The organism is Aeromonas sp. LsrichE-8G, assembly GCF_022869435.1.
GTDB lineage: Bacteria > Pseudomonadota > Gammaproteobacteria > Enterobacterales > Aeromonadaceae > Aeromonas > Aeromonas caviae.
Genome location: NZ_JALIHH010000010.1, coordinates 14,491 through 27,517, shown reverse-complemented (window position 1 = coordinate 27,517; position 13,027 = coordinate 14,491). Strand labels below are relative to the sequence as shown.

Below are 13,027 nucleotides of genomic sequence, written 5' to 3'. Positions count from 1 at the left end.
AGTGTGCTAACGCCAGGAATCGCATGCGTTTCCTGGCGTTGGTTTCTGCCTTGGCGAGGGCCAAGAAATCGATTGGATCGGACATACTGAGTACAGTGAAACCAGAATAGAGCAATTAGATCACATCTTTAATCTGATTGGTATGAAACCTGTGTGGATTGCATTGGCATTGGCGACGAGTGCCGCCCAGGCGGCACCTGTTCACGACTGGTATGTGGGGGCTGGGGGTGGCTGGGCCTTTGCCCATGACATCGATGATTTCAGCCAGGGTGTCGGCAAGGACGCGACCGCCATCAACGCCTTTGTCGGCTACAACTACAACGAGAATCTGGGGGCAGAGCTCGGCTACCTCTCCACCGGTGACTGGGATATCGCCGGCCAGGACTTCAACAGCAAGGGGGCCACCCTGTCGGTCATTGGCCGTTTGCCCCTGGGGGACATCTTCTCTGTCTTTGCCGAAGGGGGCGGTTATCTCTATCACGTCGACTCCGTCAACGGGGGGGATGACAATCTGGCTCCCCTGGCGGGTCTGGGCCTGACCGCCAGACTGAGCGACTGGGTAGACATCCAGACCCGCTACCGCTACATGGTGCGAGTCGGGGACGATCCTGACAACGACAAGGTGGGCAGCGGTACCAAACGCTGGGTCAGCGACATCAGTACCGCCACCATCGAGCTGGTGCTTCACCCCAATCGCACCGTCGCCGCAGTGCCGGTGGCCGCGCCTCTGGTTGTGGCACCGCCGCCCCCGGCTCCCGAGCCGGTGGATCAGACCTTCAACCTGAGTTCGGATGTGCTGTTTGCCTTTGGCAAGGCGGAGCTCAAACCGGAGGGGATGCAGGCACTCGACGCCCTCTACCAGCAGATCGTCGACGTCAAACCCAAGGATGGCAGCGCCGTGGTGATGGGCTACACGGATCGCATCGGCTCGGATGCCAACAACCAGGCACTGTCGGAGGCCCGTGCAAGCACGGTCGCCAACTTCCTGATTGGCAAGGGGCTGCCCGCAGACAAGGTGAGCATCCAGGGCAACGGCGAGAGCAACCCGGTCACCGGCACCCAGTGTGATGCCATCAAGGCCAGGGCCGCCCTCATCGACTGCCTGGCCCCGGATCGCCGGGTCGAAATCCGGGTCACCGGCGTCAGCAATCCTGCCGAGCCCGCCCCCGCCGAGCAACCGGCACAATAACCTCCTCTTCCTTCACCGCCGTGCACAAAAAAGGGATGCCGAGGCATCCCTTCTGCATGTCTGTCCCCTTGGGATCAGAAGGAAGTACGACGATAGCGGCGGTACTCGGGACGCCAGAAGTTCGCCTCGATGGCCTGATCGATCACATCATCGGGGGTCTGCACCGCCTTGCCCTGCAACATGGCGGTCTTGGCCACCATCTTGGCGATGTAGCGGGAAACCTGATGGATGTCCGCCAGATCCGGCAGCAAGGAGCCCTCTTCCCCCTTCACCAGGGGTGAACAATCCGCCAGGGCACGGCTGGCCGACATCAGCATAGCATCGGTCACCCGGTTGGCACCGGAGGCGATCACCCCAAGGCCGATCCCCGGGAAGATGAAGGAGTTGTTGCACTGGGCGATGACGTAGCGCTTGCCCTTGTACTCCACCGGTGCGAACGGGCTGCCCGTGGCGACCAGCACCTGGCCGTCGGTCCAGCGAATGAGATCCGCCGGGGTGGCTTCCACCCGGGAAGTGGGGTTGGAGAGCGGGAAGATGATGGGACGGGCACAGTGCTTGTGCATGGTCTTGACCACCTCTTCGGTAAACAGACCCGGCTGGCCGGAGACCCCGATCAGGATGTCCGGGCGACCGTGCTCCATCACCTCCAGCAGGGAGATGTTGTCCCCCACCGGCCACTCCTTGATCCGCTCGACTGGCTGGGAGAGCTTGCGCTGGAAGTCGAGCTGGTTGGGGATCTTGTCGGTGATGAGACCGAATCGGTCCACCATGAAGACCCGGCCCCGCGCCTCGGCGTCGGTCAGCCCTTCGGCCTTCATCTGCGCCACGATCTGCTCGGCGATGCCACACCCGGCACTGCCCGCCCCGAGGAAGGCGACCCGCTTCTCGGAGAGTTTGGCACCGGAGGCCTTGCAGGCGGCGATGAGGCTGCCCAGGGTCACCGCGGCGGTCCCCTGAATGTCATCGTTGAAGCAGCACAGCTCATCCTTGTAGCGGTTGAGCAGCGGGGTGGCATTGCCCTGGGCGAAATCCTCGAACTGCAGCAGGATGTCCGGCCAGCGGCGCTTGACCGCCTGGATGAAGGCATCGACGAACTCGTCGTACTCTTCGCCGGAGATGCGCGGATGGCGCCACCCCATGTAGAAGGGGTCGTTCAGCAGCTGCTGGTTGTTGGTGCCCACATCCAGCACCACCGGCAGGCAGTAGGCCGGGGAGATGCCGCCACAGGCGGTGTAGAGGGAGAGCTTGCCGATGGGAATGCCCATGCCGCCGATGCCCTGATCCCCGAGGCCCAGGATGCGTTCGCCATCGGTGACCACGATCACCTTGACGTTCTGCTTGGTGGCGTTTTGCAGCATGTCATCGACCCTGTCCTTGTCCGGATAGGAGATGAAGAGGCCGCGGGCACGACGATAGATGTTGGAGAACTCCTCGCACGCCTTGCCGACCGTCGGGGTGTAGATGACCGGCAGCATTTCGGTGAGGTGGTTGTTCAGCAGGCGGTAGAAGAGCGTTTCGTTGGTATCCTGGATGTTGCGCAAATAGATGTGCTTGTCCATGTCGTTGCCAAACGCCATGAACTGGCGATAGGCACGCTCTGCCTGCTCTTCGATGGTTTCGATGTTCTGGGGCAGCAGACCTTCCAGATTGAAGCTGCTGCGTTCTTCGCTGGTGAAGGCGCTGCCCTTGTTGAGCAACGGCGTCTCCAGCAGGGCTGGACCTGCGTAGGGAATGTAGAGGGGACGTTTCTGATTATTATCTTCAAACATGGATCTGTACCTTGACTGTGTGGCCCGTCGATCCTATGGGCTTGAGCCAACAATTTCAAAGGGTTTGCACCTCCCTTGCGAAAGGTTTGCGACCCAGTCGACGAAAGGCCCCCGGAGTCTGACCCGTCAGACGGCGAAAACGGTTGGCAAAGTTGGCGCCGTCGCTGTATCCGACCCGGGCCGCCAACTCGGCCAGCGGCCAGTTGGTGTAGAGCAGCAACTGGCGCGCCTTGTTCATGCGAAGCCCGGTGAGCCAGGCCATGGGGCCCATGCCGAACACCTGCTGGCAGAGCCGGTGCAGATGGGGCACCGAGCAGGCCATCTGGTCGGCCAGCAGGGCCACGCTCCAGGGCTCGTCCAGACGCGCCTCCACCCGCCGAAACAGCGCCTGCAGCCGCAGCTCCGGCGTGCCGCGCACCTCCCCCTGCAGGGTTCGCTCCAAGAGCGCCAGCAGCAGGCTCAGCAGCTGGGGCTGGAGTGGCGAACGTATTCCCTCCCCCTGCATCAGGCTGAGCAGATGGTAGAGCTGCTCCCCCTCCTCCCCCTGCCAGATGCGATGGCCAAGCCGGTGCAGATGCTGCCAGCGCGGCACGTCGTCCAACAGGATCCAGCTGGTATGCCAGGCTTCCCCCACCAGCCTGAGGCCCCCCGGCACGGCGGCCGGGAGAAAGACCAGGGCTCCCGCCGGGATGGGCTGCTCCCCGCCATCGGTGAGCAGGGCGCCCCCCTCGTCATGGCTCACCATCAGGATGTGAAACTCCGGTCGGTTGCGGCGGATAAGGTAGTGCTCCCGTATCGTCGAGAGGCCGGTCAGGAAGACGCCCGCCTCCCCAAGCAGGGGCAGCCCTTCGCGTCCCAGCATCCGCTCTTCGCAGGCCGGGGCGATTTCCAGACACTCGCTGATAAATGGCATAGCACCTCAACAGGATAGTTTTGCACAAGAAAGCCGAGAGAGGCTCACAGTGAAACCTCCCGATATCACCCCTATCATACCCACGACAAACCCTGATTTTTACCAACCCGGTTAACATAAATGAATTATTGGCAAGCGATTTTAAAACAAACCACCGATCGCGAGTTCATGACGCGACTGTGGCGACTGGCCCTGCCGGTTTCGCTGCAATCCATGATGTTCTCCCTGCTCGGCCTCATCGACATCATGATGGTGAGCCAGCTCGGCACCACGGCTGTGGCGGCGGTCGGCTTGGGCAACCGGGTCTTCTTCTTCAATCTGCTGGTGATAGCGGGGCTCTCGGGCGGAGTCTCGGTGTTGGCGGCACAATATTTCGGCCGTGGCGAGATGGCCGGGGTGCGCCGCTCCCTGGCCCTGGCCCTGGTGGGCGCCCTGGCGGTGAGCCTGCCCTTTGCCCTCGTCTATGTGTTCTCACCGGGCAGCGTGCTCGGGTTTGCCAGCCAGGAGCCCGCGCTGCGCGAGCTGGCCGACGAGTTCCTGATGATCACCGGCGCCACCATCCTCTGCACCGCCGTGGTGGTGCCCCTGGAGTCGGCCCTGCGCTCGGTGGGCAATGCCGCGGCGCCGACCCGCATCGGCATCATCGCCATCATCGCCAACGTCATCCTCAACTATGCCCTCATCTTCGGCCATTTCGGCGCCGACGCCATGGGAGTAGCCGGTTCCGCCTGGGGCACCACCCTTTCGCGCCTGCTCCAGACCGCGCTGCTGCTTGCCTATGTGTGGCGTGCCGAGCCCCGTCTCATCCCGCGTAAGCAAGACTGGCTCGCCGCCTTCAGGCGCAAGGAGGTGGTGCGCTTCACCCTGATCGCCCTGCCGCTGTTGCTGCACGACGGGCTCTGGGCCTTCGGCATGCTGCTCTACGGCTTCCTCTACGCGCACCTCGGCACCGACGCCCTGGCCATCATGACCACCCTCGGCACGCTGGAGAGCATCCTCATCTCCCTCTTCTTCGGGCTGGCGGTGGCCTGCTCCACCCTGCTCGGTCACCGGCTCGGGGCAGAGGAGTATGACGAGGCCTGGCAGCACTCCCAGCTCTTCCTGCTGCTGGCCCCCGTCGGCGCCCTGCTGGTGGGGACCGCCGTCTGGCTGATGCAGGGCAGCCTGCTGCAATGGGTCGGCAACCTGCCGGGCGAGCTGATGACTGAGGCCGGCCAGGTGCTCGCCATCATGTGTCTGGGCATGCTGCTCAAGGTGTTCAACATGGTGGGGATCGTCGGGGTGCTGCGCTCGGGGGGGGACGTCAACTACAGCATCTTCATCGACATCGTCGGCATGTGGTGCATCGGCCTGCCGCTGGCCTGGGTGGCGGTCAGCCTGCTGGGCTGGCCCCTCTCCTGGGTGGTGGCCGTGGTCCTGCTGGAGGAGCTCTCCAAGGTGCTGCTGGTGCAGCGCCGCATTCGCCAGCGCCGCTGGCTGCGCAATCTGGTGCTGGGATAAGGGAAGAGCGCAAAGCGGGAAAATGCGGGGTCATATCAATGACAGAAAATCCCGCTTTGCAGTATGCTGGCCCCCTCTTCAATCAGAGGCGGGGTGCGCCGGCCATGCCGACCCTTGTGCCCCTGCCCAGTAGTCGTTTAAGGAGACGAGCATGCAACCACAAAAAGAGCGGATCACCGAGACTGCCCTGCTGGAGATGGCCAACAAGATCATTCGTGAACACGAGGACTTCATCCACGGCATGCGCGCCGACTCGGTGGAGCAGAAGGGGGACATACTGGTGTTCAAGGGGGAGTTCTTCCTGGCAGAGGACGGCACCCCGACCGGCAAGACCATGGCGGTGTTCAACATGTTCAAGCTGCTGGCCCAGCAGCTCTCCGGCAAATACACCCTGGCCTGACGCCAGCCCCGTCATCACCGGATGCCGCCCTCAGGCGGCATCCGTTTTTGTGCGCCCTGCATCGCCCGCGGGTTTCCCTGCCTCGGCCACCACGCAGTTGCGACCCGCCATCTTGGCCATGTAGAGGCACTCGTCCGCCCGGTTGAGCAGATCCTCCACCCCCTCGCCGCGCTGGGCCAGGGTCAGACCGATGCTCACCGTCACCTCCAGCAGCTCGTCGGAGGTGGGGCTTTTCACCAACCTCGCTTCCACCGCGACCCGCAGCCGCTCCGCCACCCGCTTGGCCTGTGCCAGATCCGTGCAACCGGGCAACAGGATGGCAAACTCCTCCCCGCCGTAACGCCCGAGCACCATGCCGGGCTCCAGTTGCTCCGACAGGGTGGCCGCCACCTCCTTGAGCACCGCATCCCCCGCCAGATGGCCGAAGGTGTCGTTGATGCGCTTGAAGCGGTCCAGATCCAGCAGCAGCACCGCGAAGGGGGCCTGTTTGCGGATCATGGCGGCCCTCGCCTTCTCGAGCTGCTTCATCAGCAGGCGGCGGTTCATCATGCCGGTCAGCTCGTCCGTGGTGGATTCCCGATAGAGTTGCAGCAGCATGTTGAGCTGGCCGCACTGCACCCAGGCGCTGGCGATGGCAAAGAGCCCCAGCAGCCAGACCTGGTTGAGGGTCTGCACGCTCCAAAGAGGCTGGCCCACCAGCAACCAGTTGCCCGCCAGCATGGTGGCCAGAATGCCCCCCGCCAGTTGCAGGCTGAGGGAGAGGGGAATGGGGAAGATGGCGAACAGGCTGATGAGCAGATAGGGGAAGGCCATGTAGCCCGCCTGCATCTCCTGATCCGCGCCGAAGCTGTGCAGGCAGATGAGGGAGAAGAGCATCATCACCGCCATCAGGTAGCCCAGCGCCAGCTTCATGCGCTCGCGCTTGAAGTGGATGAGATAGGAGAGGGGGATGAGGGGCGAGAGGGCCAGCAGGCAGAAGATCCTGACCTGGAACAGCGCCTCGAACTGGATGGCTGGCAGGGTCAGCCAGTCCACCAGGGCCCAGCTCGGGAGCCCCGCCATCAGCAGACAGGTGAGCAGCCGCAGCCGCACCGTCATGAAGCCCATCCGGGTCAGGGTAAAATCTTCGGAGTGGGCGCGGGCACTCCAGAACTCCGACAGCTTCAGCATCCAGAGTCTCCATCTTCGAACCGAGGGCTCATTCTACACCGTCCCCATTCTGATGCATCAGCCTCCCTCCCCTTTGTGAGGGATCGGTCTCACACAAACCGGCGGATCTTAATCGCCACAGGAAAACGTTTCAACCCATCGAGAAATAAACGAGTTTGCGCTCAATTAGCGCTGGAAAGCGCGATACCAATCACTAAAATAGCGCCCAATTTTCTCCCATCCCCCCACACATTCGAGGTATTTATGGAACAGGCTGCCGCCCCAAGCGCCATCCGAGAGGCCCATCCCCCCAGGCGAGCCCACAGCGAACTGGTCTACGGCATCGAGGATGTCCCCCCCCTGCCCCAGACCCTGTTCGCCGCCCTGCAGCATATGCTCGCCATGTTTGTCGCCATCATCACCCCGCCCCTCATCATCGCCAACGCCCTCGGCCTCCCCGCCGACGACACCCGCTACATCGTCTCCATGTCCCTGGTCATGTCCGGCATCGCCTCCTTCATCCAGACCCGCCGTTTCGGCCCCCTCGGTTCCGGCCTGCTCTCGGTACAGGGCACCAGCTTCAACTTCCTCGGTCCCATCATCGCCTCCGGCCTCGCCCTCAAGCAGGCGGCCATGCCCACCGACGATCTGCTGGGCACCCTGTTCGGCACCATGCTGGCAGCGGCCCTCACCATCGTCGTCATGAGCCGCTTCCTGCACCTGGTCAAACGGATCATCACCCCGCTGGTGACCGGCATCGTGGTATTGCTCATCGGCCTGACCCTCATCAAGGTAGGGCTCATCAGCATGGGGGGCGGCTATGGCGCGCTGGCGGACGGCAGCTTCGCCAGCCACACCAACCTCTTTCTCTCCCTGCTGGTGCTCGGCCTCATCGTGCTGATGCAGCGCAGTCGCAACCCCTGGTTGCGCCTCTCCGCCATCATGATCGCCATGCTGGCGGGCTATGCAGTGGCACTGCTGCTGGGCAAGGTGGCTGCCCCCACCTTCGACGGCCCCCTGCTGATGGTGCCTGTTCCGCTGCACTACGGGCTCGGCTTTGACTGGCAGCTGTTCGTGCCGCTCGCCATCATCTTCGTGGTGACGGCGCTGGAAGCCATCGGCGACATGACCGCCACCTCCGACATCTCCGGCGAGCCGCTGGAAGGGCCGGTCTACATGGCGCGGATCAAGGGGGGCGTGCTGGCCGATGGCGCCAACTCCATGCTGGCGGCGGTCTTCTCCACCTTCCCCATGTCCACCTTCGCCCAGAACAACGGCGTCATCCAGCTGACCGGGGTGGCCAGCCGCCATGTCGGCCTCTTCATCGCCGCCATGCTGGCCCTGCTCGGCCTGTTCCCGGCGGTGGCGAGCCTGGTGCAACAAATACCTGAACCCGTGCTCGGCGGCGCCACCATCGTCATGTTCGGTACCATCGCCGCCGCCGGGGTGCGCATCATCTCCCGGGAGGAGCTCGACCGCCGCGCCCTGATGATCCTGGCGGTGTCGCTCGCCATGGGTCTCGGAGTGGCCCAGGTGCCCGAGGTGCTGCAACACCTGCCGGAGCTGGCCAGGAGCGTGCTCTCCTACGGCGTCGCCACCGGCGGCCTCACCGCCATCCTGCTCAATCTGCTGCTGCCCAGGCGCGCCGCCGCACAGGCCTGACACTCCGCCATCCTTGCACCAAAGCCCCGCCATGCGGGGCTTTACCTTGTTTGCCCCCGCGCGTACTGTGCTTGGCAGCCTCTGCCAAAGGATGCCTTTCATGCCTTATACCCTGCTGCCCCCGCCGCCCGCCCACCAGACACCCGACCAGATCCTGGCCGAGGAGCAGCGCTGGCTGCGGGAGTGCGCCGGTGACGGCGAGCCCAGGGCCCTCCTCTGGCAGGGCCCCCAATGCCTCATCGTCACCCGCAAGGATACCCGTTTGCCCCGCTACCAGGCCGCCTGCGAGCAGCTTGCCGCCGAGGGCTGGCCGGTGTTCGTGCGCGACAGCGGCGGCACCGCCGTGCCCCACGGCGCCGGCATCCTCAACCTCTCCCTCATGCTGCCCCGCATCACCACGGATCTGGCCCACTACTACCGGCTGCTGGGGGCGCCCCTGCTCGCCCTGCTGGAGGAACACGGTCTTGCGGGCAGCTACGACTTCGTGCCCGGCTCGTTTTGCGACGGCCAGTACAACCTGGTGATCGGAGGGCGCAAGGTGACCGGCACCGCCCAGCGCTGGCTGGCGCCGGGCCGGGAGCACGACGGCGCCGTGCTGGCTCAGGCCATGCTGCTGGTGGCGGGGGATGTGGACCAGGGCACCCGGATGGCGAGCCGCTTCTACGAACTGGCCGGGGGCGAGCTGCGCTTTGCTCCGGGCACCTCCACCACCCTGTCCCACGCCATTGGCTGGCAGGGGGATGAGGCGGCCCTGGTGAGCCGGGTGAGCAGGGCGCTGGCGCAGCGGCTCACCGGAGATATTCCCTCCCCCTGACCCCCTGGGGGCAACAAGCGCTGCCATTCATTGCGTAAAATGCAAAAAAGCCACGATGAGAGTCGTGGCTTTTGCGTATTTCGCACAGATATTGTCAGAAGAGCCGGGATCCGGGTTTTGCCATCCCAGCCCGGATCCCGGTTGACACCATGGACAGGAGCCCGGTGACAGGACTTCCCGCAGGCCCGCTTCTCATCAGGCCGTCTGCGGCTCGGGCTCGGACTCCGTATCCCGGTCCCGGCTGAAGTAGGCGCGGGTCTCGGCAATCACCACGTGGCGCAGGCCGATGAGGCCGATGAGGTTGGGCACCGCCATCAGGCCGTTGACGATGTCGGCCAAGAGCCAGATCAGGTCCAGATGGAGGAAGGCACCGCTCGCCACCAGCACCAGATAGATGAGGCGGTAGGGTTTGATCGCCTTCACCCCGAACAGGTACTCGGTGCAGCGCTCGCCGTAGTAGTTCCAGCCAAGGATGGTGGTAAAGGCGAAGAACAAGAGGCCGATGCTCACCAGATACTGGCCCACATGGGCATCCAGCCCCTGGGCAAAGGCCAGACTGGTCATGGCCGCACCGCTCACATCGCCGCTCCACACCCCGGTCACCACCAGCGTCAGGCCGGTCATGGTGCAGATGATGATGGTGTCGATGAAGGTACCGGTCATGGAGACCAGCCCCTGCTCCACGCAGGAATCGGTCTTGGCCGCCGCCGCCGCGATGGGGGCCGAGCCCAGGCCCGACTCGTTGGAGAAGACCCCGCGCGCCACCCCGGACTGGATCGCCAGCATGATGCCGGCGCCGACGAAGCCGCCGGTGGCCGCATGGCCGGTGAAGGCGCTCCCGATCACCAGCATGACCGCATCGGGCAGGGCGCCTGCATTGTTCACCAGCACCCCGGCACAGGCGACGATGTAAAAGATGGCCATGAAGGGCACCACCTTGCTCGACACACTGGAGATGGACTGAATACCCCCCAGGGTCACCAGCGCCACGATCAGGGTCAGCACCACGGCGGTCACCTCACGAGGTACCGAGAAGGAGAGGCTCATGGCATCACTGATGGCATTGACCTGGGGGAAGGTACCGATGCCGAAGAAGGCGACGCCGATGCCGAACAGGGCAAACAGCTTGGCGAGCGGCCTGGAGCCGAGCCCCTTCTCCAGATAGTACATGGGGCCACCCGCCATCTGGCCGTTGGCGTCCTGCTGGCGATATTTCACCGCCAGCAGGCACTCGGCATACTTGGTGGCCATGCCGAACAGGGCGGCCATCCACATCCAGAACAGGGCGCCGGGGCCGCCCAGCTTGATGGCGGTGGCGACCCCGACGATGTTGCCGGTGCCGATGGTGGCGGAGAGGGCGGTGCACAGGGCGCCGAAGCTGGAGACATCCCCCTGCTTGCCCTGACCCTGATCGCGGCCAAAGACCAGCTTGAGGGCCAGCGGCAAACGCACGATCTGAAGCAGACCCAGACGCAGGGTGAGATAGATACCGGTCCCGACCAGCAGGATCAGCAGGGGGGGACCCCAGATAAAGCTATCGATGGCGGCGAGCGCCGATTGAATTGATGACATGCATCCTCCTTAAAAAACAACGATTAAGGAGGAGAAGGATGATCTTCCCATAGGTGTCGCGATCGGCCAGAGGCGATCGGATGCGGGCCAAGAATGTGTTCACACTCTTACTGCGAGGCCGTGATCAAGGCTCATGCGCAGCTCGCTTATGTGGGACCGAGAGGCTCATGTACTCACATACACCCCGGTTCCTGCGCGGCGCTTTACCTTGCTGACGACCTCTCGTGACAGATTGTGAACAGTTCCAAGCTCAGGTACAACCATCCCATCCCCTCTGTCCTTTTGCCTGAGAGTTTCCGGCGCCAGATTGCGATGCAATCGTGGTGCCTTGCTCCTTCGGCGCCCGATCTAACGGGTCTCTCCAGAGTATCGTCCAGTAGCAGTCCACACCGGTTGCCCGGTACCTGAAAGATTCACTTCTTCGGTGGATGGTTGCCCATCGCTCTCCTGCTACCTTCATCCGAACTAGTTTGGATTAGGAAGCGGGCATGGTAATCCAAAAACTGTGAGCTGTCTCGCACTCCCTGGCCCCGGCGCCCCCTTTTTACATGGCCGCAACACCCAGGCCTGATGTTATTAGTTCGTTAACTATCAACAGCTTATCAAGCTCCCTTCGGGGGCGATCCCCATCACGGCCCTGAACGCTCCCCGTATCAAGAGCCTGTTTCGTCTCGACCAGAAAAACTTGCCAACATATCCAATCAAAATGCTTGCACACAAACTCAATAAGCCGATAATCCCGCGCATAACTAAGCACTTCGCAAGGGAGTTATGCAATGTGCCTGGTTGGTCCCTCCGGACCGCTCGCCTGAGCCGGCCGTCGCCGGTTCAATCGCATATGGCTTGGGCATATCACGCCCCCTAAGGATTTTCAAAAGAGAATGAACGAGACCCTGGTCGCACAAGATTACCGTCAGTTGGTTGAACAATTCGGCTCCCCCCTGCTGCTGCTCGACAAGGCAGCCGTCCGCAAACAGTATCGGGCCCTGGCGGCCGCCCTGCCCGATGTGCGCTTGCATTATGCACTCAAGCCCCTGCCCCACGAGGCGGTGGTCTCTGTCTTGAAGGAAGAGGGGGCCTGTTTCGATCTGGCCACCAATGGCGAAGTGGATCTGGTGCGCAGCCAAGGGGTTCGCCCGGGGCGCTGCATCCATACCCATCCCATCAAGCGCGACAGCGACATCCGTTATGCCCTGGAATTCGGCTGCACCGTGTTTGTCTATGACAACCCGCTGGAGCTGGAGAAATTCCTGCCCTACAAGGACGAGGTGAAACTGCTGCTGCGGGTCAGCTTCCCGAACCCCGAGACCAAGGTCGATCTTTCCAAGAAGTTCGGCTGCACCCCGGAGCAGGCACTGCCGTTGCTGCAACTGGCCCAGGCCAAGGGGATCAAGGTGATGGGGCTGTCATTCCACGTCGGCTCCCAGGTGCCCCATGCCCGTCGCCACGTGCAGGCCATCGACGCCTGCCGCGAGATCATGGAGCAGGCCTGGGAGCTAGGGCTCAAGCCCTGGGTGCTGGACATCGGCGGCGGCTTTCCGGTGGACTATGACGGCGGCGAGTTCGACATCGACGGTTTCTGCGCCCCGATCCGCGAGGCCCTGGCCAAGCTGCCCGCCACGGTGCAGAAGATTGCCGAGCCGGGCCGCTTCATCAGCGCGCCGGCCATGACCTCGGTTTCCAGCGTGATGGGCAAGGCCCACCGCGGCGACAAGATCTGGTACTACCTGGATGACGGTCTCTACGGCAGCTACAACGGCCAGCTCTACGACCACGTTACCTACCCGGTGAGCACGCCCTATGCCCACGGCGAACTGCACAATGCGGTGCTCTCCGGCCCCACCTGCGACAGCGTGGACGTCATCCGCGACAGCATCATGCTGCCGGATCTCGAGATCGGCGAGCTGGTGGTGGGTCGGGTGATGGGGGCCTACACCTGGGCCTCCGCCTCCACCTTCAACTTCTTCCCCAAGGCGAGCATCCTGATCCTGGACAGCGCCCAGAAGCAGAAGCTGGTTGCCGTGGCCTGAGACCAGGACCCGCGCACAAAAAAGAGGGG

10 protein-coding genes and 1 riboswitch are annotated in these 13,027 nt (G+C 63.5%); of the genes, 6 read left to right on the top strand and 4 right to left on the bottom strand.

The annotated features are described in order from the left end of the window. Positions 1–142 precede the first annotated feature (142 nt). Positions 143–1,189, top strand: coding sequence for an OmpA family protein (locus MUW49_RS03220; protein WP_210538123.1), 1,047 nt, complete (start codon positions 143–145; stop codon positions 1,187–1,189). Positions 1,190–1,263: 74 nt separating this feature from the next. Here MUW49_RS03220 and MUW49_RS03215 read toward each other — a convergent pair whose 3' ends face one another. Further along, on the bottom strand, positions 1,264–2,958 hold the full coding sequence (locus tag MUW49_RS03215; RefSeq protein ID WP_244812387.1) for an NAD-dependent malic enzyme: 1,695 nt from the start codon (positions 2,956–2,958) through the stop codon (positions 1,264–1,266). Positions 2,959–3,013: 55 nt separating this feature from the next. Next, positions 3,014–3,871 carry an AraC family transcriptional regulator gene (locus tag MUW49_RS03210; RefSeq protein ID WP_041213342.1) on the bottom strand — a complete coding sequence of 286 codons (858 nt, stop codon included), beginning with the start codon at positions 3,869–3,871 and terminating at the stop codon, positions 3,014–3,016. A 120-nt stretch (positions 3,872–3,991) separates the two neighbouring features. Here MUW49_RS03210 and MUW49_RS03205 point away from each other — a divergent pair, with 120 nt between their 5' ends. Both MUW49_RS03205 and MUW49_RS03200 read left to right on the top strand, forming a co-directional pair. Further along, a complete protein-coding gene (locus tag MUW49_RS03205) occupies positions 3,992–5,371 on the top strand; it encodes an MATE family efflux transporter (RefSeq protein WP_053288166.1) in 1,380 nt (459 codons plus the stop codon). 151 nt (positions 5,372–5,522) lie between these two features. Further along, complete coding sequence (locus MUW49_RS03200; RefSeq protein WP_010673495.1) at positions 5,523–5,771, top strand: YciN family protein; 249 nt, start codon at positions 5,523–5,525, stop codon at positions 5,769–5,771. A gap of 30 nt (positions 5,772–5,801) precedes the next feature. Here the strand turns inward: MUW49_RS03200 and MUW49_RS03195 are convergent, their stop codons facing one another. Beyond that, entirely contained in the window at positions 5,802–6,941 is a 1,140-nt protein-coding gene (locus MUW49_RS03195) for a GGDEF domain-containing protein (protein ID WP_010673494.1), read from the bottom strand. A gap of 243 nt (positions 6,942–7,184) precedes the next feature. Here MUW49_RS03195 and MUW49_RS03190 point away from each other — a divergent pair, with 243 nt between their 5' ends. Continuing rightward, positions 7,185–8,582: a nucleobase:cation symporter-2 family protein gene (locus tag MUW49_RS03190; protein ID WP_041213345.1), complete on the top strand. Its 1,398-nt coding sequence runs from the start codon at positions 7,185–7,187 to the stop codon at positions 8,580–8,582. 100 nt (positions 8,583–8,682) lie between these two features. Beyond that, positions 8,683–9,396, top strand: a complete 714-nt coding sequence (locus MUW49_RS03185; RefSeq protein ID WP_052816157.1) for a protein ligase — start codon at positions 8,683–8,685, stop codon at positions 9,394–9,396. 195 nt (positions 9,397–9,591) lie between these two features. On the opposite strand, the gene MUW49_RS03180 is transcribed toward MUW49_RS03185, so the two are convergent. After that, the gene (locus tag MUW49_RS03180) at positions 9,592–10,968 is read right to left on the bottom strand and encodes a sodium:alanine symporter family protein (protein ID WP_052816155.1); all 1,377 of its coding nucleotides are present in this window, start codon (positions 10,966–10,968) and stop codon (positions 9,592–9,594) included. 264 nt (positions 10,969–11,232) lie between these two features. Further along, positions 11,233–11,343: riboswitch (glycine riboswitch) on the bottom strand. 506 nt (positions 11,344–11,849) lie between these two features. Between MUW49_RS03180 and MUW49_RS03175 the strand changes: the two genes are divergently transcribed. After that, complete coding sequence (locus tag MUW49_RS03175) at positions 11,850–12,998, top strand: type III PLP-dependent enzyme (RefSeq protein WP_010673490.1); 1,149 nt, start codon at positions 11,850–11,852, stop codon at positions 12,996–12,998. Positions 12,999–13,027: the final 29 nt, after the last annotated feature.

What these genes read in the sequence shown, in the direction of transcription:
- MUW49_RS03220 (WP_210538123.1), top strand. Translation starts at nt 143, where the DNA reads ATGAAACCTGTGTGGATTGCATTGGCATTGGCGACGAGTGCCGCCCAG.
- MUW49_RS03215 (WP_244812387.1), bottom strand. Translation starts at nt 2,958, where the DNA reads ATGTTTGAAGATAATAATCAGAAACGTCCCCTCTACATTCCCTACGCA.
- MUW49_RS03210 (WP_041213342.1), bottom strand. Translation starts at nt 3,871, where the DNA reads ATGCCATTTATCAGCGAGTGTCTGGAAATCGCCCCGGCCTGCGAAGAG.
- MUW49_RS03205 (WP_053288166.1), top strand. Translation starts at nt 3,992, where the DNA reads ATGAATTATTGGCAAGCGATTTTAAAACAAACCACCGATCGCGAGTTC.
- MUW49_RS03200 (WP_010673495.1), top strand. Translation starts at nt 5,523, where the DNA reads ATGCAACCACAAAAAGAGCGGATCACCGAGACTGCCCTGCTGGAGATG.
- MUW49_RS03195 (WP_010673494.1), bottom strand. Translation starts at nt 6,941, where the DNA reads ATGCTGAAGCTGTCGGAGTTCTGGAGTGCCCGCGCCCACTCCGAAGAT.
- MUW49_RS03190 (WP_041213345.1), top strand. Translation starts at nt 7,185, where the DNA reads ATGGAACAGGCTGCCGCCCCAAGCGCCATCCGAGAGGCCCATCCCCCC.
- MUW49_RS03185 (WP_052816157.1), top strand. Translation starts at nt 8,683, where the DNA reads ATGCCTTATACCCTGCTGCCCCCGCCGCCCGCCCACCAGACACCCGAC.
- MUW49_RS03180 (WP_052816155.1), bottom strand. Translation starts at nt 10,968, where the DNA reads ATGTCATCAATTCAATCGGCGCTCGCCGCCATCGATAGCTTTATCTGG.
- MUW49_RS03175 (WP_010673490.1), top strand. Translation starts at nt 11,850, where the DNA reads ATGAACGAGACCCTGGTCGCACAAGATTACCGTCAGTTGGTTGAACAA.